General features: G+C 72.6%; 19 protein-coding genes, 1 pseudogene and 1 riboswitch. Of the genes and pseudogenes, 5 read left to right on the top strand and 15 right to left on the bottom strand.

The features are described 5' to 3' along the window. The first annotated feature begins 7 nt into the window (after window positions 1-7). From Aau02nite_RS05940 to Aau02nite_RS47645, 4 genes and pseudogenes are all read left to right on the top strand, one after another. Window positions 8-937: an LLM class F420-dependent oxidoreductase gene (locus tag Aau02nite_RS05940; RefSeq protein ID WP_212987301.1), complete on the top strand. Its 930-nt coding sequence runs from the start codon at window positions 8-10 to the stop codon at window positions 935-937. Then, entirely contained in the window at window positions 934-1,248 is a 315-nt protein-coding gene (locus Aau02nite_RS05945; RefSeq protein WP_212987302.1) for a cupin domain-containing protein, read from the top strand. The genes Aau02nite_RS05940 and Aau02nite_RS05945 overlap by 4 nt, the downstream gene beginning before the upstream one ends. A gap of 74 nt (window positions 1,249-1,322) precedes the next feature. Then, entirely contained in the window at window positions 1,323-3,254 is a 1,932-nt protein-coding gene (locus tag Aau02nite_RS05950; RefSeq protein ID WP_212987303.1) for an MMPL family transporter, read from the top strand. Between the two features lie 194 nt (window positions 3,255-3,448). After that, window positions 3,449-3,541 (top strand): annotated as a pseudogene (locus tag Aau02nite_RS47645) (ribonuclease domain-containing protein); the annotation flags it as partial. Window positions 3,542-3,576: 35 nt separating this feature from the next. On the opposite strand, the gene thiC reads toward Aau02nite_RS47645, so the two are convergent. The 9 genes from thiC to Aau02nite_RS06000 all read right to left on the bottom strand — a co-directional run bounded on the left by thiC (window position 3,577) and on the right by Aau02nite_RS06000 (window position 11,933). Beyond that, on the bottom strand, window positions 3,577-5,157 hold the full coding sequence (thiC, locus tag Aau02nite_RS05960) for a phosphomethylpyrimidine synthase ThiC (RefSeq protein WP_212987304.1): 1,581 nt from the start codon (window positions 5,155-5,157) through the stop codon (window positions 3,577-3,579). An 83-nt stretch (window positions 5,158-5,240) separates the two neighbouring features. Continuing rightward, window positions 5,241-6,008 carry a bifunctional hydroxymethylpyrimidine kinase/phosphomethylpyrimidine kinase gene (gene thiD, locus Aau02nite_RS05965; RefSeq protein WP_212987305.1) on the bottom strand — a complete coding sequence of 256 codons (768 nt, stop codon included), beginning with the start codon at window positions 6,006-6,008 and terminating at the stop codon, window positions 5,241-5,243. Further along, window positions 6,005-6,712, bottom strand: a complete 708-nt coding sequence (locus tag Aau02nite_RS05970; protein ID WP_212987306.1) for a thiamine phosphate synthase — start codon at window positions 6,710-6,712, stop codon at window positions 6,005-6,007. The genes thiD and Aau02nite_RS05970 overlap by 4 nt, the downstream gene beginning before the upstream one ends. Beyond that, window positions 6,706-7,446, bottom strand: coding sequence for a thiazole synthase (locus Aau02nite_RS05975; protein ID WP_212987307.1), 741 nt, complete (start codon window positions 7,444-7,446; stop codon window positions 6,706-6,708). Before Aau02nite_RS05975 ends, Aau02nite_RS05970 begins: the two co-directional genes overlap by 7 nt. 1 nt (window position 7,447) lies before the next feature. Then, entirely contained in the window at window positions 7,448-7,645 is a 198-nt protein-coding gene (gene thiS / locus Aau02nite_RS05980) for a sulfur carrier protein ThiS (protein WP_212987308.1), read from the bottom strand. Continuing rightward, a complete protein-coding gene (gene thiO, locus Aau02nite_RS05985; protein WP_212987309.1) occupies window positions 7,642-8,679 on the bottom strand; it encodes a glycine oxidase ThiO in 1,038 nt (345 codons plus the stop codon). The genes thiS and thiO overlap by 4 nt, the downstream gene beginning before the upstream one ends. Next, entirely contained in the window at window positions 8,676-9,299 is a 624-nt protein-coding gene (thiE, locus tag Aau02nite_RS05990) for a thiamine phosphate synthase (RefSeq protein ID WP_438841106.1), read from the bottom strand. The genes thiO and thiE overlap by 4 nt, the downstream gene beginning before the upstream one ends. Window positions 9,300-9,313: 14 nt before the next feature. Then, a riboswitch (TPP riboswitch) is annotated at window positions 9,314-9,425 on the bottom strand. 206 nt (window positions 9,426-9,631) lie between these two features. After that, a complete protein-coding gene (locus tag Aau02nite_RS05995; RefSeq protein ID WP_212987311.1) occupies window positions 9,632-11,287 on the bottom strand; it encodes an ABC-F family ATP-binding cassette domain-containing protein in 1,656 nt (551 codons plus the stop codon). Window positions 11,288-11,318: 31 nt separating this feature from the next. Then, entirely contained in the window at window positions 11,319-11,933 is a 615-nt protein-coding gene (locus Aau02nite_RS06000) for a class I SAM-dependent methyltransferase (protein WP_212987312.1), read from the bottom strand. Between the two features lie 107 nt (window positions 11,934-12,040). On the opposite strand from Aau02nite_RS06000, the gene Aau02nite_RS06005 reads away from it, so the two are divergent. Next, complete coding sequence (locus Aau02nite_RS06005; protein WP_212987313.1) at window positions 12,041-13,339, top strand: hypothetical protein; 1,299 nt, start codon at window positions 12,041-12,043, stop codon at window positions 13,337-13,339. Here Aau02nite_RS06005 and truA read toward each other — a convergent pair. From truA to rpsM, 6 genes are all read right to left on the bottom strand, one after another. Then, window positions 13,328-14,143: a tRNA pseudouridine(38-40) synthase TruA gene (truA, locus tag Aau02nite_RS06010; protein WP_212987314.1), complete on the bottom strand. Its 816-nt coding sequence runs from the start codon at window positions 14,141-14,143 to the stop codon at window positions 13,328-13,330. The two genes, Aau02nite_RS06005 and truA, sit on opposite strands and share 12 nt — an antisense overlap. 101 nt (window positions 14,144-14,244) lie before the next feature. Continuing rightward, window positions 14,245-14,832 (bottom strand): 50S ribosomal protein L17, encoded by a 588-nt coding sequence (gene rplQ, locus Aau02nite_RS06015; RefSeq protein WP_212987315.1) that lies wholly within the window; start codon window positions 14,830-14,832, stop codon window positions 14,245-14,247. 65 nt (window positions 14,833-14,897) lie between these two features. After that, on the bottom strand, window positions 14,898-15,920 hold the full coding sequence (locus Aau02nite_RS06020) for a DNA-directed RNA polymerase subunit alpha (RefSeq protein ID WP_130510652.1): 1,023 nt from the start codon (window positions 15,918-15,920) through the stop codon (window positions 14,898-14,900). A gap of 96 nt (window positions 15,921-16,016) precedes the next feature. Continuing rightward, window positions 16,017-16,643, bottom strand: coding sequence for a 30S ribosomal protein S4 (rpsD, locus tag Aau02nite_RS06025; protein ID WP_203776576.1), 627 nt, complete (start codon window positions 16,641-16,643; stop codon window positions 16,017-16,019). A gap of 15 nt (window positions 16,644-16,658) precedes the next feature. Next, window positions 16,659-17,066, bottom strand: coding sequence for a 30S ribosomal protein S11 (gene rpsK, locus Aau02nite_RS06030; RefSeq protein ID WP_015619020.1), 408 nt, complete (start codon window positions 17,064-17,066; stop codon window positions 16,659-16,661). Between the two features lie 17 nt (window positions 17,067-17,083). Continuing rightward, window positions 17,084-17,464 (bottom strand): 30S ribosomal protein S13, encoded by a 381-nt coding sequence (gene rpsM / locus Aau02nite_RS06035; protein WP_203776578.1) that lies wholly within the window; start codon window positions 17,462-17,464, stop codon window positions 17,084-17,086. Between the last annotated feature and the right edge of the window lie 105 nt (window positions 17,465-17,569).

Consider the following 17,569-nt stretch of genomic DNA (forward strand, 5'->3'; position numbering starts at 1 on the left):
ACCGACGATGCGCGTCAGCCTGTTCACCGAGCCGCACCGCGGCGCGACCTACGACGACCAGCTGCGGCTGGCCCGGCACGCCGAGGACGGCGGCTTCGAGGGCTTCCTGCGCGCCGACCACTACCAGTCGATGGGCGCCGACCCGGGACTGCCCGGCCCGACCGATGCCTGGCTGACCCTGGCCGCGCTGGCCCGCGAGACCTCCCGGCTGCGGCTGGGCACGCTGGTCAGCTCGGCGACGTTCCGGCTGCCCGGGCCGCTGGCGATCATGGTGGCCCAGGTGGACGCGATGAGCGGCGGCCGGGTCGAGCTGGGGCTGGGCGCCGGCTGGCTGGAGCGCGAGCACACCTCGTACGGCATCCCGTTCCCGCCGCTGGGTGAGCGCTTCGACCGCCTGGAGGAGCAGCTCGCGATCATCACCGGCCTGTGGTCGACACCGGACGGTGCCCGGTTCTCCTACGAGGGCAAGCACTACCAGTTGCTCGACTCCCCCGCGCTGCCCAAACCGGTGCAACGGCCCGGCCCGCCGATCATCGTCGGCGGCCGCGGCGCGAAGCGCACCCCGGAGCTGGCCGGCCGCTTCGCGGACGAGTTCAACATGCCGTTCAAGACGGTGGCGGAGACGGCGGCGGCCTTCGACCGGGTCCGGGCCGCGAGCCGGCGGTACGGGCGCAGCGTCACGCTCTCAGCAGGGATCGTCGTGGCCCTCGGGCGCACCGACGAGGAAGCACAACGCCGGGCCGCTCCCCTGCACGTGCCCAGCGCCCTGCCGCCGGAGGACCCGGTGGTCGGCTCGCCGGACGCCCTGGTCCAGCGCATCGGGGAGTTCGCCGCGATCGGCGCGACCCGGGTGCATCTGCGGGTCATCGACATGTCCGACCTGGAGCACGTGGAGTTGATCGCGTCCCGGGTCCTGCCTCAGGTGGGAGAGTTATGACAGAGCAGGTGCTGGGCCAGGTCGGCCAGGAGATCATGCTGGAGAACGACCAGGTCCGGGTGTGGCACATCACCCTGGCCCCGGGCGAGACGCAGCCGCTGCACCACCACGGGCTGGCCTACGTGGTGATCGCCGTGCAGGGCGCCAAGAACGTGATCCACACCGCGGCGGGCGAGCGCATCGACGTCGAGGAGGAGACGGGCAGCGTGGTCTTCCGCGAGCCCGGCCAGACGCACATGCTGACCAACGCCGGTGACACTGTGTATGTCGGCCGCATCGTTGAGTTGAAGAGCGGCGCCGCGGCCGGCTGAGCGGAATTTTGGCCTGCCTTAAGAAGCAGGCTCCGGACTGGCCGCGGCACGGACCATTCCGTACCCTGCCCGGCATGGCATTTCGGACGTGGGCCAAGCTGCTGGCCGCCACCCTGGGCGTGGGCGCGCTGGCCGGCGCGAGTCAGCTGGGGCTGGCCTACGGCCTCGGCATCGTGCGGCTCACCCGCGTGCTCGACGTGACCACGCGTGACCAGTGGACGGCGCAGCTGGCCTGGGTGGCCTGGGTGCCGATGCTGGCGGCCGTGGTGGGCGCCCTGTCCGGTGCCGCCCTGCTGCGACGCTGGTCGCCGGGCTCACCGGTCGTCGGTCCAGGCACTGAGCTGGCGCTGGCCCTCGCAGCCGCGGTCGGTGCCGCCGTGGTGGTGCCGCTGACCATGCAGCCGGCCCGCACCGCGCAGGTCGAGGGCGTCAACCCGGTGGTCGTGATCGCGATCTGCGCCGGCCTGGGCGCGCTCGTCGGCGTGTTCGCCGCGTGGGCCGCGCTGGCCCAGGCGGTCGCCCGGTGGAGTCTGGTGACGATGGGCGCCGCAGTGTGGGCCATCGCGCTGGTGTCGGTGGCGCCGTCGCTGGCGCCGAGCGATCCGCTGCCCGCCGTCCGGCTGGGTGTCTTCGACGCCGGCTTCCTGTCCCCGGCGGTGACCCAGCGGACGGCCCTGGCCACGATGCCCGCGCTGGCCCTGGTGATCGGTGCGCTGCTGGGCTGGACGGCACGGCGGCGCGAGCTGCCGACGCTGACGATCGCGCTGGCCGGCCTGCCCGGGCCCGCGTTGCTGACGATCGCCTACCTGATCGCCGGCCCCGGCGGAGGCGACGACCGCTACCAGGTGGTCCCGTACTGGGCGGCGATGACAGCCACGGGCGCGGGGGTGCTCGGTTCGGTGCTGGCCGCGGTGCTGCGCCGTGCCCCGGAGCCGGAGGACGAGCAGGACGGGCTCGAGCCGGAGAAGCCGCCGCTGCCCAAGCGCACCAACCAGCCGGAGTCGGCGATCGCCGCGGCGGGCGGCGGACCGGCGGTTGATCAGCCGTTGCGCCCGGTCGACACCGGCGTCTTCGACCTGCCGCCGCGCGGCCGCCCCGACGACGCGCCCACGCCGGCCTTCCCGGCAGCCGATCCCACTCCCAGCACCAGCCCCACTCTCAGCGCCGGCGCCGGCCAGCGCGCCGATTCTGCCCCCAGCTCCGGTCCGGCCCGCGGCGCTGAGCCCGATCACGCGTCGGAGCCCGGTCACGGCTCAGGACCCGGTCACGGCTCGGGGACGGGCTACGGAACCGGGGCCACGGCCGCGGGCCCGACGGACCTCGGCGCGGGCCTCGGCGCGGGCCTCGGTGGGCCGCCGCCGGCGTCGGCCAAGCCGGAGAAGCCCCGCCGGCGCGGACGCCGCTCCAGCTTCGCCGACGCCTTCATCGGCCGCACCGGCGAGTTCCCGGCCACCCCGCCGAGCAGCGAAGCCCCCCGGCCCGCAGCCGACGCCCCCCGGCACGGGACCAGCGCCGACGAGTTCCCGGCCGGCCGGTCGAGGACCGGTGTCGCGCCCGCCGATCACCGCGAGCCGGCCCCGTTCGACGCCTTCAGCCGGCCCGACCCGGCGGCGGCTCCCCGCTCCGGTGGCGCACCGTGGTCCCCCGCCGAGCAGGCGCGCCGCCCGGAGCCCAAGCCGTACGTCCCCGAGCCCGCCACCCGGCCGCTGCCGCCCGGCGTCGGCACGTCCGAGCCGGAGCAGCCGCGTGGTGCGGGCGGCCGGCTGGGTCGCGGCCTGCGCCCGTTCAGCCGCGGCAAGTCCGCCGAGCCGCTGACCCCGGAGCCGACGCCGATCAGCGCACCGCTGCCGCACCCGGACCCGGTCACCCCGCCGCTGCCGGTCACCCCGGCCCCGCGGGCGGAGGCGGCGCCGAACCCGGTCGGCGAGACGCCGGACGGCAAGCGCAAGCCCAAGAACGGCAAGGACGAGGACTACGTGGACTGGGTCAGCGGGCTGGGCAAATAGCCGGCGAGCGGGAGCAGACACATAGCCGAACGCCGATGGAATGATGCGTCGGGGAGGTATCCCGGCCCGGCCCGGCGACTCCAGGATGGGGGCACGGCCCGGCCGCACGGGCCCCCGACGTCACGGAGTCCGCCATGTCGATTGACGCACCCCGCCCGTCCCGGCTGCGCCGCCTGCTCGCTGCCGTCGCCTTCGCGCCGCGGGACGCGTACCGGATCGTGGTGAACCGGTCCACCCGCGAGACCTGGTTCACCCCCGACCACTACGCCAACTTCTACAAGCTCTGAGCTGAGCTGATCCGCGGCGGAAAACCCATGCAAATTCATTGAACAATCGGCAGGTACACCTTGCCGCCGGCGGAGACGAACTCCTCGCTCTTGTCCTGCATGCCGCGGGCCGCGTACTCCTTGAGCTCCTGGGTGATCTTCATGGAGCAGAACTTGGGGCCGCACATCGAGCAGAAGTGGGCCGTCTTCGCCGGCGCGGCCGGCAGCGTCGCGTCGTGGTACGCCCGCGCGGTGTCCGGGTCCAGCGCGAGGTTGAACTGGTCCTCCCAGCGGAACTCGAACCGGGCCTTGCTCAGCGCGTCGTCCCACTCCTGCGCGCCCGGGTGCCCCTTGGCCAGGTCGGCGGCGTGCGCGGCGATCTTGTACGCGATCACCCCGGCCTTCACGTCGTCGCGGTCCGGCAGTCCGAGGTGCTCCTTGGGAGTGACGTAGCAGAGCATCGCGGTGCCGAACATGCCGATCATCGCCGCGCCGATGGCCGAGGTGATGTGGTCGTACGCGGGCGCGATGTCCGTCGTCAGCGGGCCCAGCGTGTAGAACGGCGCCCCGCCGCACAACTCCTGCTGCAGGTCCACGTTCTCCTTGATCTTGTGCATGGGTACGTGACCCGGCCCCTCGATCATCACCTGCACCCCGTGCTCCCAGGCGACGTGCGTCAGCTCCCCGAGCGTGCGCAGCTCGGCGAACTGCGCCGCGTCGTTGGCGTCCGCGATGGACCCCGGCCGCAGCCCGTCCCCGAGCGAGAAGGTGATGTCGTAGCGCGCGAGGATCTCGCAGAGCTCGGCGAAGTTGGTGTAGAGGAAGTTCTCGGTGTGGTGGGCCAGGCACCAGGCCGCCATGATCGAGCCGCCGCGCGACACGATGCCGGTGACCCGGTCCACCGCCAGCGGCACGTACGGCAGCAGCACCCCGGCGTGCACGGTCATGTAGTCGACGCCCTGTTCGGCCTGCTCGATCACGGTCTCCCGGAACACCTCCCAGGAGAGCTTCACCGGGTCACCGTCCACCTTCTCCAGGGCCTGGTAGATGGGGACCGTGCCGATCGGGACCGCGGAGTTGCGCACGATCGCCTCGCGGGTCTCGTGGATGCGCTTGCCGGTGGACAGGTCCATCACGGTGTCGGCGCCCCAGCGGGTGGCCCAGGTGAGCTTGTCGACCTCCTCGGCCACCGACGAGGTCACCGCGGACGTACCGATGTTGGCGTTGATCTTCACCAGGAAGCGCGTCCCGATGATCATCGGCTCGATCTCCGGGTGGTTGACGTTGGCCGGCAGCACCGCGCGCCCGGCGGCGATCTCCTCGCGGACCACCTCGGGCTCGACGTTCTCCCGGATCGCCACGAACTCCATCTCCGGCGTGATGATGCCGGCCCGGGCGTAGGCGAGCTGGGTGGGCCGGACGCCGGCCAGTGGCGTGCCCGGACCCGCCACCGGCGCCACGTCGCCCCGCTCGGCGATCCACGGGCCGCGCAGCGGCGGCAGGCCGACCTCCGGGTCGCTACCGGGACCGGACGTGTCGTAGAGCCGGACCGGCGGGTTGTCCCCGGCCAGGTCGATCTCGGCGAACGGCACCCGCAGGTCCGGACGGGATCCCTCGACGTACACCTTGCGCCTCATGGTTCCTCCTATATAGGGGCAAACAGGACGGCATGCGGCAGCACGGAACCGCCGAAGGCCGGTACAGCCGGGTCAGTCGTTCCTCAGTGGGCGAAGCCGAAATGGTCCAGGGGGCCCGGTCCCGCGCCGAGCTTCCAGTCGCGGGAGCCGGCGAGCGCCCGTCCCACGTAGTCCTTGGCGGCGCGCACGGCGACCGGCAGCGGATCGCCCTGGGCCAGCCGCACCGCGATCGCCGACGAGAAGGTGCACCCCGAGCCGTGGTTGTTGCCGCTGGGCACCGGATCACCGTCGAGCACCGTGGTCACCCCGTCCGCGTGCAGCACGTCCACGGCGGATTCGCTGCCGGTGACCACGACCGCGCCCGGACCGCGGGCCGCCAGCTCGGCGGCCGCATCGGCCGCCTCGGCCACGGTCGTCACCCGGCGGCCGACCAGAGCGCCGGCTTCCTGCCGGTTCGGCGTCAGGACGCAGCGGTACGCCAGCAGCGGCGTGACCGCGTCCACCCCGGACAACCGGCTCCCGCTGGTGGCCACGAGCACCGGATCGACGACGAGGTTCGGCAGCTCACCGGCCCGGGACGCGATCAGCTCGGCCACGGCCGGGTCGCCGATCATGCCCACCTTGACCGCATCGGGCGCCAGATCCCCGAGCACCGCGTCCAGCTGGGCCGCCACCACGTCCACCGGCACCGGATGGATCGCCGTGACGCCGAGCGTGTTCTGCGCCGTGACCGCCGTCAGTACGGAAACGCCGTAGACGCCGAGCGCGGCGAACGTCTTGAGGTCGGCCTGGATCCCGGCCCCACCCCCGCTGTCCGACCCGGCAATGGTCAGCACCACCCGCGGCGTCATGCCCGCGCTCCCGTCGCCGCACTCGTTCGGCCGTCGGCCGGCACCACACCGCCCGGCGTGATCCCCGCACCGCCGGTGCCGCCTCCGGCGAGATCTCGGCCGGGACCATCGTCCTGCGTCAGGCCCGTGACCCCAATCGCCGCCTCCGCGAAGGCCCGAGTCAGGGTGCGGACCACCCTCTCCGGGTCGGCCGCTCGCATCACCGCGCCCAGCACCGCGATCCCAGTCGCTCCGGCGGCCGCGCAGGCGGCGGCCCGGTGCGCCGACTGCACCCCGCCCAGGGCGAGCCATGGCACTCCACCGGCCAGAGCGGCCGCCCGATCCGGTCCCAGCGCGGGCCCGTAGCCGGGCTTGGTCGTCGTGCGGTAGACCGGCGACAGCGTCACGTAGTCCTCCGTGGACAACTGCGGTACCCCGTGGCAGGAACGCCCGATCAGCCGGACACCCGGTGGGACCGGATCGGTGGCCGACAGGTGCACCGCGTCGCCACCGAGCGGATCTGGGCCCGCGACCACGAGCCGCCCGGCCGGAACCACGGCGCGCAGGCTCTCGGCGAGGGCGCGCCTTTCGGCGTACCCCAGATCTTTCTCGCGCAGGATGACCCACGCGGCGCCGCCCCGGACCGCGGCCGCGACCACCTCGACGAGCGGCCGCGCCGCGAGCCGCCGGTCGGTCAGCACGACGACGCCGGACGGGATCACCATGCCGGCCGCCCCTCGTCCGATGTGGACGCCAGCGCGTGGTAGCGCTTGGGGATCCGGCCGGCGCCGAAGGCCAGCCGCCCGGCCTCCACGGCGTGCCGCATCGCCGCCGCCATCCGCGCCGGATCGACGGCCCGGGTGACGGCGCTGGCGATCAGTACGGCGTCACAGCCCAGCTCCATCGCCAGCGCCGCATCCGAGGCCGTGCCGATGCCCGCGTCCAGGACCACCGGCACGTCCACGCTGTCGCGGATGAGCCGGATGTGATGGGGGTTGGAGATGCCCAGGCCGGACCCGATCGGCGCGCCCGCGGGCATCACCGCCGCACATCCGACGTCGGCGAGCCGGCGCGCGAGAATCGGATCGTCACTGGTGTACGGCAACACCTGGAAGCCGTCCGCCACCAGCGTCTCGGCCGCCCGCAACAGCTCGACGCCGTCCGGCAGCAGGGTCCGCTCGTCCCCGATGACCTCCAGCTTCACCAGGTCCGTCTCGAACGCGTCGCGGGCCAGGTGGGCGGCCTTCACGGCGTCGGCCGCGGTGTAGCACCCGGCCGTGTTCGGCAGGATGCGCATGCCGAGCCGGTCGAGCATCGGCAGCAGCCCGGGGCCCGCGGCGTCGACCCGGCGCAGCGCGACGGTGACCAGCTCGGTGCCCGACGCGACGATCGCCGCCTCGAGCGCGGCGAGGCTCTCCGCGCCGCCGGTGCCCAGGATCAGCCGGGATTCGCCGAACATCTCAGCCTCCCTGCGCCGCGGTGAGGACCTCGACCCGGTCGCCGTCGCGCAACTGCGCGGCCGGCCACGACGATCGCGGTACGACCTCCCCGTTGACGGCGACCGCGACCCCGCGCCGGGCGGTGGTCAACTGCTCGACCAACCCTTCGACGCTGACCACATCGACGTCGCGGGTGGCGCCGTTGACGATGACCTTCATCCGAACCTCCCCGGTGCGAACGCGTCCAGCAGTGGCGCCGACTTCCCGGTCGCCACCAGTTCGGCGATCAGATCGGCGGTGACCGGGGCGAGCAGCACCCCGTTGCGGTGGTGCCCGGCCGCGACGACCACGCCCTCGCCGTACGCGCCGAGCAACGGCGCGTTGTCCGGCGTGGCCGGCCGGTGCCGGACGAGCGTCTCGACCAGCTCGCACTCGCCCAGGTCGGGCACCAGGTCGGTGGCCGCCCGTAGCAGGTCGAGCACCTGCCCGGCGGTCACCGTGGCGTCCACCCGCTCCTCCTGGGTGGCGCCGACGACCACCTCGCCGTCGGCGCGCGGCACGAGGTAGACGTGCCGGCCGTCGGCCCAGCCGCTGACCACGTGCCGCAGCAGGCCGGGCTCGCCGCGCAGCCGCAGCACGAGACCCTTCACCGGCCGCACCGGCAGCCCCGTCAGTGCGGCCGTCCCGGATCCGGCCGCGACGACCACGGGCCGCGAGGCCGGGAGGTCCGTCACCCGGTCCCGGACGATCGCCGGTCCGAGGGCGGCCCGCAGCGCCGCGACGACCCGCCGCGGGTCGACCTGCCGGTCGTCGGGAGCATGGGCGCCACCGCGCAGCCGTGGTGACAGCGCCGGTTCCCGCTCACGGATGGCGCTGGGCAGCAGCGGGCTCACCCCGAGGCCGTGCTCGCGGCGGTACTCCCAGAGCCGCCGGGCCTCGGCGAGGTCGTCAGCGGTGAGGGCGACGCTCAGGGTGCCCACCGTGTCGTAGCCGACCGCGATGCCGGTCTCGCGCTCCAGCTCAGCGGCGAAGTCCGGCCACCGCGTCGCGGACTCGACCAGGAGCCCGGTCAGCGCCTCCTGGCCGAATCCGGCCTCACCGGCGGGGGCCAGCATGCCGGCGGCGGCGTACCACGCGCCGTCGTCGCCAGCGCTGTCGTGCACGGTCACGGTCAGCCCGCGCTGGGCGCACCGCCAGCCGATCGACAGTCCGATGATGCCACCGCCGACCACGACGACCCGGGTGGCGCTCATCCGATCGCCCGCAGCAGATCCTCGGTCGCCCGGGCCGGGTCCGCCGCAGCGGCGACCGCGCCGACCACCGCGACCGCGGCGGCTCCGGCGCCGATCAGCGACCGCGCGTTGCCGGCGGTCACTCCCCCGATGGCGACGATCGGTGTGTCCGGTACGGCCGCCGCGACCGCGCCCACCGTGGCCGGCCCGAGCGGGTTCGGCAGCCCGGTCTTCGTGGCGGTGGCGAAGGCCGGTCCGACACCGAGATACGAGGCGCCCGCCCGCCGGGCCGCCCGGGCCGCGGCGACGTCCCGGCAGGTGGCACCGAGCACGCCGACCGGCCCGAGCACCTTGCGGGCCACCGCGACCGGCAGGTCGGCGGCGCCCACGTGCCCGCCGTCGGCGCCGACCGCCAGGGCCACGTGCAACCGGTCGTTGACCAGGCACAACACGCCGTACGGGCGGCACAGCTCCAGCACGGCGTCGGCCAGGTCGTAGGCGTCCCGGTCGCTGACGTCGTCCTCGACCCGGACCTGGATCGCCAGGCGGTGGCACGCGTCCAGCCGCCGGGCGGCGGCGATGGTGGCGGCCACGACCGTCAGCGGCTGCCGGCCGGGCCGGGCATCCGTGATGACGTGCAGGTGCGGAAAAACAGGGCCCACAACGCACTCCTCCCTGCGCCGGCATTACCCGGATCAGGTTCAACGGTCGGGGGCCGCGACAGCCCCCCTCTCAGCCCGGTGCACCGGACTCCCGTGGGGTTGGTTCCGAGCAGACGGTAACCCGCGTCCCGCCGCCCGTAAAGCCCTCACTTATGTCCACAGTGGGTGGCCGCGTCGTCGCACAGCGCCCACACGCTGCGGAAACGAGCGCGCGAAAATTCCTCACCCTCGCGCTGCACGGAGTGGGGCAGGATGGCCGCTGACGGCCCCCCTCGCGTCCCTTCCATCGTGGACGCGCCGGAAAGTCGCCGCTAGCGGACGTCCCAGACGGGCTCCGGGGTCTCCACGACCTCGCCGTCGCTCTGGAAGAGGACGAAGCGGTCGAAACCGCGGGTGAACCACCGGTCGTGGGTCACCGCGACCACCGTGCCCTCGAACGCCTGCAGCCCCTCCTCCAGCGCCTCGGCCGACGCCAGGTCCAGGTTGTCCGTGGGCTCGTCGAGCAGCAGCACGGTCGCGCCGGAGAGCTCCAGCAGCAGCACCAGGAACCGCGCCTGCTGGCCGCCGGAGAGGGTGCCGAAGAGCTGGTCGCCCTGGGCCGCGAGCTCGTAGCGGTTCAGGGCCTTCATGGCACCCGCCCGGTCCATCCCGGAGCGGTGGTCGTCACCGCGCCAGAGGATCTCGACGAGGGTCCGTTTCAGCAGCTCCGGACGGTCGTGCGTCTGCGAGAAGTGGCCGGGGCGGACCCGGGCGCCGAGCCGGGCCACACCGTTGTGGGCCACGTGGGCCAGCGGTGCGCCGTCGACCGGCTTGTTGTCCACGTCGGGGGCGGTGCCGCCGGCCGCGAGCAGCCGCAGGAAGTGCGACTTGCCCGTACCGTTGGCGCCCAGCACGGCGACCCGGTCGCCGTACCAGATCTCCAGGTCGAACGGGAAGGTCAGGTTCTCCAGCTCCAGCCCGGTGCACATCACCGCGCGTTTCCCCGTACGCCCGCCGCGCAGGTTCATCCGCAGCGACTGCTCCTTGGGCGGCAACGGCGGCGGCCCGGCCTCCTCGAACTTGCGCAGCCGGGTCTGTGCCGCCTGATACCGCGACGCCAGCCCGTCGTTGTACGCCGCCTTGTTCTTCAGCGTGAAGACCAGCTCACGCAGCTTCTCGTGCTCCTCGTCCCAGCGCCGGCGCAGCTCCAGCAGCCGTTCGTGGCGATCGGAGCGGGCCTCGTGCCAGGACGCGAAGCCGCCCGGATGCGTCCACGCGCTGCCGCCCTCGACGGCCACCACCCGGCTCGCCGTCTGGGCCAGCAGCTCCCGGTCGTGCGAGACGTAGAGCACCGACTTCGTCGATTCCTTGAGCCGCGCCTCCAGCCAGCGCTTGCCGGGCACGTCGAGGAAGTTGTCCGGCTCGTCGAGCAGCAGCACCTCGTCGCCGCCGCGCAGCAGCAGGTCGAGGGCGAAGCGTTTCTGCTGGCCGCCGGAGAGCATGCGCACCGGGCGGTGCCGGACCTCCTCCCACGGCTTGCCGAGGATGGCCACGGCTACGACGTCGAAGAGGACCTCGGCGTCGTAGCCGCCGGCCTCGCCCCAGCCGGCGATCGCGTTGGCGTAGGCCAGCTGCGCCTTCTCGGCGTCGGGGTTGCTCTCCAGCGCGGACTGGGCCGCGGCCAGGACCGCACCGGCGGCCCGCAGCGGCGGCGCGACCAGGGACAACGCCAGGTCGTCGAGGGTACGGTCATCGCCGATCATCCCGATGAACTGGCGCATCACCCCGAGCCCGCCGGCCCGCGCGATGGTGCCGATCGGCGTCGGCGTGTCCCCGGCGACCATCCGCAGCAGCGTGGTCTTGCCGGCCCCGTTCGGCCCGACCAGCGCCACCTTCGCACCCTCGCCGACCCGGAACGAGACGTCGGAGAAGAGCTCCCGGCCGTCCGGCAGCACGAATCCGACCCCTGACACGTCTACGTATCCCACGTGGGCATCCTCCCCGACGACCCGCCGGTGGTCAGTCGGTTTTTCCGCTCACCCGCAGCACCCGGAACCCCCGCTGGCTGGCCGTACGCGCCACTTCCCAGCCCAGCGAGACCAGCCAGGTGTGCAGTGAATCACCGCCGAGGTTGCGGTTGATCACCAGCCAGGCGACCCCGCCGGGCGCGAGCCGCGGCAGCCAGCGCTCCATCAGCGCGTGCAGCTCGGCCTTGCCGACGTGGGTGGGCGGGTTGCTCCAGATCTGCGCGAAGGTGACGTCGTCCGGCACCTCGTCCGGGGCCGCGACCCGCACCCGGTCACCCAGTCCGAGGGTGGCGGCGTTCTCAGCCGTCAGCTCCCGGGCCCGGGCGTTGACGTCGATCGCGTAGACGGCGGCGGCCGGCGCCTCGCTGGCCAGCACACACGCGATCGGGCCGTAGCCGCAGCCGAGGTCGAGCAGGGTGCCGGTGGTCGCGGCGGTCGGCAGATCACCTTTGCGGAGCAGGACGGCGGTACCGGGATCGAGCCGCCCGGCGGAGAACACCCCGGCCGCGACGGCGAGGTCGTAGACGCGGCCGGCGGCGGTGAACTCGATGCGGCTCCGCTTGGCGGGCGCGGCCGGCTCGGCGCTGAAGTAATGGTCGGCGGTCACACCGTCCATCCTCCCCCAACCCCGGGACCGCAACGACGGGAGGCCGTGGGAGGGTGCCGCACACGCTGTGCGTCCATCGACCAGGGTGCCCTCCTACCGTGGCCTGCATGCCTGGCGATCCGCACCCCCGCTCCGCCCACCGCGCCGGCCCGGCGGGCGGACTCGCGTCGCTGACCCCGCAGGGCCTGGTGCGCCAGGCGCAGGCCGGACACGCCCGCGCCCGGCAGGCGATCATCCGCCAGGCCATGGCCCGCCGGACGCGCGGCCACCGGGCACCCGACCGGCACCGTCACATCCCGGGCCGGACAGCCACCATCGCCGTCACCCACGACGGCGACGACCTGCACCCGGGCCCGCGGCACTCGGGGCGGGAGACCGCGGGGCTGCGGACGGTCCGGTTGCGACCGGTGGGACTGCAGACCGTGGTACGGCTGGCCGCCGAGTTCCAGGCCGCCCAGATCCAGTCCGCCCGCTTCCCGGAGACCCGAGTTCCCGGCACCCGGACTCCCGGCGTCCGATTGCCCGGCCACCGGTTCCTGGGGAGCCGGCGTCCGGCCGGGCACCTGCCGGCGGTCGAGTCCCCGGCCGTGGAGTGGGCGGACCTGCACCCCACGGTGGCGGACCGGCCGGCGACGCCGCAGCACCGGCTGTCCCGCAGCGGGCAATGGCCGGCCGCTGCCACCCACCAACGCCACGCCCTGCAGCGGCGGGTACCCCGGGAACCCCAACAGGCTCTGCAGACGGTGATGCGCGGGCTGGCCGCGCTGATCGTCCTGGCCATCGTCGGACTCAGCGCGTTCTTCATCGTCGCCGAGCAGCGCCGGGGGAACGGGCGGGACTCCGTTGCTCTGCCGGGCTCCGAGCCCCGGATCACCTCCCGGGCGGTCGACCCCGAGCCGCTGACCCAGCATGAAGTCTTCCCCGAGCCGACGGTCCGGCTCGCCGCCGGCGACGCGGGTTACCCGGTGCAGCTCACCCACAGCGACACCGTGTGCCGGACCGCCACGGTCGGTGAACTGGGCGGGCTGCTCGACGACTACGGCTGCGACCACGTCGTCCGGGCCCGGCTGGCCGCGCCGCACGGCGGCTACCTGGTCACCGCGGGCGTCTTCAATCTCGCCGACGACAGCGGGGCGGCGCAGGTCAGCGAGCTGGCCGGCACTCTGGTGGAGAACGGCCGGGGCACCTTCACCATGCTCGGCGGGTCGGCCGGTGACCCGCTGGGCGAGCCGCTGGCCCAGGTGGGCTGGCACAGCCGCGGTCACTACCTGTTGTACTGCGTCATCGCCCGGCCCGACGGTCAGCTCGTCGCCGATGACGACCCGTACGCGGCCCGGATCACCACCGAGCTGGTCGAGCGGTACCTCGGCGCGCAGGTCATCGGGGCCCGGACGCTAGACCCGTAGCCGGCGGGTGGCGTCGGCCCGGTCCGCGTACTGGGTCTCGTCGGGATAGCCGACCGCGATCAGGGTCAGTCCGTGCGCCGGTGCGACGGTGACCTCACTGGACCGCTCCCGCAGGGTCAGCAGCTTCGCCGGCCAGTCCGGGTCCCGGCGGCCGTCGCCCACGCTCAGCATGGCGCCGACCAGGCTGCGGACCATCGCCTGGCAGAAGGCGTCGGCCTGCACGGTGGCCACGGCGACCCCGTCGGGCTCCCGCCGCCACTCCAGCCGGGTGATGGCCCGCACGGTGGTGGCGTGCTCCTTACGCTTGCAGAACGCCGCGAAGTCGTGCAGCCCGACCAGCCCGGCCGCCGCCTCCCGCAACCGGCTCAGATCGAGGGGCCGCATCCAGCCGATCGTGTCGTAACGCCGCAGCGGCTCCGGCCCGAAAGCCGTGTCCGCCACCCGGTACTCGTAACGCCGGAAGGTGGCAGAGAAGCGGGCGTCGAACGTGGACGGCACCGGCGTGACTGCCCGCACCCGCGCGTCCGGCGGCATCAATCCGGCGAGACGCCGCACCAGCGAGTCCGACAACGACTCCCACACGGCCGTAGGCAGGTCGATGTGGCACACCTGCCCCGTAGCGTGCACGCCCGCGTCGGTGCGACCCGCCACGGTCAGACCGAGCGGCACCTCCGCGCCGACCAGCCGCTCCAGCGCCTCGACCAGCACCCCGGCTACGGTGCGCCGGGACGGCTGCACGGCCCAGCCCGAGAACTCCCGGCCGTCGTAGGAGACGTCCAGGCGCAGGCGGGTGGCCTCGGTCATGTGGGGGCAGTCCTCTGCTGATTCGTGGACAAGGAAGCCGTACGGAAAAAGAAAGCCCGGCACCCACGAAGGGTGCCGGGCCTTTCCTGCCTAGCTGAAGATCAGGCCTTGGCGTCGGCGGGGTCTTCGCCCTCGGCCTGGTCGCCCGGGCCCTCGGCACCCTTGTCACCGGAAGCGTTCACCGGCGGCTCGGCGTCCTGGTCTGCACCAGCGTCAGCCGAAGAAGACGAAGAAACCGCCTCGTCCTCGCGGGCGAGCGCCTCCACCTTGTCCTGCTGCGCGGCGGCCTTGCGGGCCGCCTTCTTGGCCGGCGCGGTGGTGGCCGCGACCTGCAGCTCCTCGACCAGCTCGATGACGGCCATGGGAGCGGCGTCACCCTTGCGGATACCGACCTTGGTGATCCGGGTGTAGCCACCCGGGCGGTTGGTGTACCGCGGCGCGATCTGCTCGAACAGCGAGTAGACGACGTCCTTGTCCTTGACGACACCCAGGACCCGGCGGCGCGAGTGCAGGTCGCCGCGCTTGGCCTTGGTGATGAGCTGCTCCGCCAAGGGGCGCAGGCGCTTCGCCTTGGTCTCGGTGGTCTTGATCTTCCCGTGCCGGAAGAGCTCCGTGGCCAGGTTGGCCAGCAGCAGCTTCTCGTGCGCCGGGCTGCCGCCGAGGCGGGGACCCTTGGTGGGCGTGGGCATCTTCTTGCTCCTCGTTGAAATTCCTGCCGGGCGGCACAGCCGCCCAGCTCACGCGGCAGCCGGGATTAGAGCTGCTCGGTCTCGCGGTAGTCGTCGGTGTCGTAGTCCACGTCGCCGAACGAGTCGACCACGTGCGCGGGGTCGAAGGACGGCGCGCTGTCCTTCAGGCCCAGGCCCATACCGGCGAGCTTCATCTTGACCTCGTCGATCGACTTCTGACCGAAATTCCTTATATCCAGAAGGTCGGCCTCCGTCCGCCCGATGAGTTCACCGACGGTGTTGATGCCCTCGCGCTTGAGGCAGTTGTACGACCGGACGGTGAGGTCCAGCTCCTCGATCGGCAGGGCCAGATCGGCGGCCAGCTGCGCGTCCTGCGGGGACGGGCCGATGTCGATGCCCTCGGCGGTCTCGTCCAGCTCGCGGCAGAGACCGAACAGCTCAACCAGGGTCGAACCGGCGGAAGCCAGCGCGGTCCGGGGCGAGATCGACGCCTTCGACTCGACGTCGATGATCAGGCGGTCGAAGTCGGTACGCTGCTCGACACGGGTCGCCTCGACGCGGTAGGTCACCTTCATGACCGGCGAGTAGATGGAGTCGACCGGGATGCGGCCGATCTCGGCGCCGGCGTTCTTGTTCTGCGCGGCCGTGACGTAGCCACGACCCCGCTCGACGGTGAGCTCCATGTCGAGCCGGCCCTTGCTGTTGAGCGTGGCCAGCTTCAGGTCGGGGTTGTGCACGGAGACGCCGGCCGGGGGCTGGATGTCGCCCGCGGTGACGTCGCCCGGGCCCTGCTTGCGCAGGTACATGCTGACGGGCTCGTCGTGCTCGGAGCTGACGGTGAGCTCCTTGACGTTCATGACGAGCTCGACCACGTCCTCCTTGACACCGGGGATCGTGGTGAACTCGTGCAGCACGCCGTCGATCTTGATGCTGGTGACCGCCGCGCCCGGGATGGACGACAGCAGGGTCCGGCGCAGCGAGTTGCCGAGGGTGTAGCCGAAGCCCGGCTCCAGGGGCTCGATGGTGAACCGGGAGCGGGTCTCGCTGAGCGACTCTTCGGAGAGGCTCGGGCGCTGGCTGATGAGCACGCGTTTCTTCTTTCGTTCGGGGCTTCCGCTATATGAAGCCCGTCCTGTGGTGGTGCAGTCCCGGCACCCTCCGTGGAGGGTGCCGGGACCTGAGCGCTACTTGGAGTAGAGCTCGACGATCAGCTGCTCCTGGACCTGGGTGTCGATCACCTGACGGGCCGGGAGCGAGTGGATCAGGATCTTCATCTCGCTCGGGATCGGCTCCAGCCACGCCGGCACCGGGCGGGAACCCGCCTGGGCCTGCGCGACCACGAACGGCGTCATCTCGCGGGACTTCTCCCGGACCTGCACGATGTCGTGGTCCTTCACCCGGTACGACGGGATGTCGACCTTGACTCCGTTGACCAGCAGGTGGCCGTGCTTGACCAGCTGACGGGCCATGTCGCGGGACGCGGCGTAGCCGGCCCGGTAGACGACGTTGTCGAGACGCGACTCGAGGATCTGCAGCAGCACCTCACCGGTCTTGCCGGGCTTGGTGACAGCCTCCTCGTAGTAACCGCGGAACTGCTTCTCGAGCACGCCGTAGGTACGGCGGGCCTTCTGCTTCTCGCGGTGCTGGAGCAGGTACTCGGTCTCCTTGGTCCGACCGCGGCCGTGCTGGCCGGGCGGGAAGGGACGCGACTCGAACGGGCACTTCGGCCCGTCGCACTTGCTGCCCTTGAGGAACAGCTTCATCTTCTCGCGGCGGCAGCGCTTGCAGTCCGCCCCTGTGTAACGAGCCATGCTTCGATCTCTCCCTTAGACCCGGCGACGCTTAGGCGGACGGCAACCGTTGTGCGGCTGCGGCGTGACGTCGGAGATCTGCCCGACCTCGAGGCCCGCGGCCTGCAGCGAACGGATGGCGGTCTCCCGGCCGGAGCCGGGGCCCTTGACGAACACGTCGACCTTGCGCATGCCGTGCTCCATGGCCCGACGGGCGGCGGCCTCGGCGGCCAGCTGCGCGGCGAACGGAGTCGACTTGCGGGAGCCCTTGAAGCCGACCTGGCCGGACGAGGCCCAGGAGATCACAGCACCGGTCGGGTCGGTGATCGACACGATGGTGTTGTTGAAGGTGCTCTTGATGTGCGCCTGCCCGTGGGCGACGTTCTTGCGTTCCTTGCGCCGGACCTTCTTGACGGGTGCTCCGGCGCGTGCCTTCGGTGGCATAAGTCAGTGCGCTCCTATTACTTCCGACCGGGCTTCTTCTTGCCAGCGACCGTGCGCTTCGGACCCTTGCGGGTACGAGCGTTGGTCCGCGTCCGCTGTCCGCGGACGGGGAGACCCCGGCGGTGGCGGATGCCGGCGTAGCAGCCGATCTCGACCTTGCGGCGGATGTCGGCGGCGACCTCGCGGCGCAGGTCGCCTTCAACCTTGAAATTGGCCTCGATGTAGTCGCGGAGCTGGACCAGCTCCTCGTCCGTGAGGTCCTTGGCGCGCTTGTTCAGGTCAATGCCGGTCGAGGTGAGCGCCTCTACGGCGCGGGTCCGACCGACCCCGAAGATGTAGGTGAGCGCGATCTCCATCCGCTTCTCGCGGGGAAGATCGACGCCGACGAGTCGAGCCATAAGTGGGCGTACTCCTCAGGTGTCTCACGGAGGTCTGTGCCCGGCCCATCCCCACCTGCCCGGGTGGGGCCCCGGCCTCCGACCGGGGGTGAAACCGCGCTTCAT

This window comes from Actinoplanes auranticolor, assembly GCF_018332655.1.
GTDB classification, from domain to species: domain Bacteria; phylum Actinomycetota; class Actinomycetes; order Mycobacteriales; family Micromonosporaceae; genus Actinoplanes; species Actinoplanes auranticolor.

Excerpts from the sequence above, each read along its gene's own strand:
- Aau02nite_RS05940 (WP_212987301.1), top strand. The coding sequence starts at position 8 with ATGCGCGTCAGCCTGTTCACCGAGCCGCACCGCGGCGCGACCTACGAC.
- thiO (WP_212987309.1), bottom strand. The coding sequence starts at position 8,679 with ATGAGCGCCACCCGGGTCGTCGTGGTCGGCGGTGGCATCATCGGACTG.
- thiC (WP_212987304.1), bottom strand. The coding sequence starts at position 5,157 with ATGAGGCGCAAGGTGTACGTCGAGGGATCCCGTCCGGACCTGCGGGTG.
- thiS (WP_212987308.1), bottom strand. The coding sequence starts at position 7,645 with ATGAAGGTCATCGTCAACGGCGCCACCCGCGACGTCGATGTGGTCAGC.
- Aau02nite_RS05975 (WP_212987307.1), bottom strand. The coding sequence starts at position 7,446 with ATGTTCGGCGAATCCCGGCTGATCCTGGGCACCGGCGGCGCGGAGAGC.
- rpsK (WP_015619020.1), bottom strand. The coding sequence starts at position 17,066 with ATGCCACCGAAGGCACGCGCCGGAGCACCCGTCAAGAAGGTCCGGCGC.
- Aau02nite_RS05970 (WP_212987306.1), bottom strand. The coding sequence starts at position 6,712 with ATGGTGATCCCGTCCGGCGTCGTCGTGCTGACCGACCGGCGGCTCGCG.
- Aau02nite_RS05950 (WP_212987303.1), top strand. The coding sequence starts at position 1,323 with ATGGCATTTCGGACGTGGGCCAAGCTGCTGGCCGCCACCCTGGGCGTG.
- Aau02nite_RS05945 (WP_212987302.1), top strand. The coding sequence starts at position 934 with ATGACAGAGCAGGTGCTGGGCCAGGTCGGCCAGGAGATCATGCTGGAG.
- thiD (WP_212987305.1), bottom strand. The coding sequence starts at position 6,008 with ATGACGCCGCGGGTGGTGCTGACCATTGCCGGGTCGGACAGCGGGGGT.
- Aau02nite_RS06005 (WP_212987313.1), top strand. The coding sequence starts at position 12,041 with ATGCCTGGCGATCCGCACCCCCGCTCCGCCCACCGCGCCGGCCCGGCG.
- rpsM (WP_203776578.1), bottom strand. The coding sequence starts at position 17,464 with ATGGCTCGACTCGTCGGCGTCGATCTTCCCCGCGAGAAGCGGATGGAG.
- rpsD (WP_203776576.1), bottom strand. The coding sequence starts at position 16,643 with ATGGCTCGTTACACAGGGGCGGACTGCAAGCGCTGCCGCCGCGAGAAG.
- rplQ (WP_212987315.1), bottom strand. The coding sequence starts at position 14,832 with ATGCCCACGCCCACCAAGGGTCCCCGCCTCGGCGGCAGCCCGGCGCAC.
- truA (WP_212987314.1), bottom strand. The coding sequence starts at position 14,143 with ATGACCGAGGCCACCCGCCTGCGCCTGGACGTCTCCTACGACGGCCGG.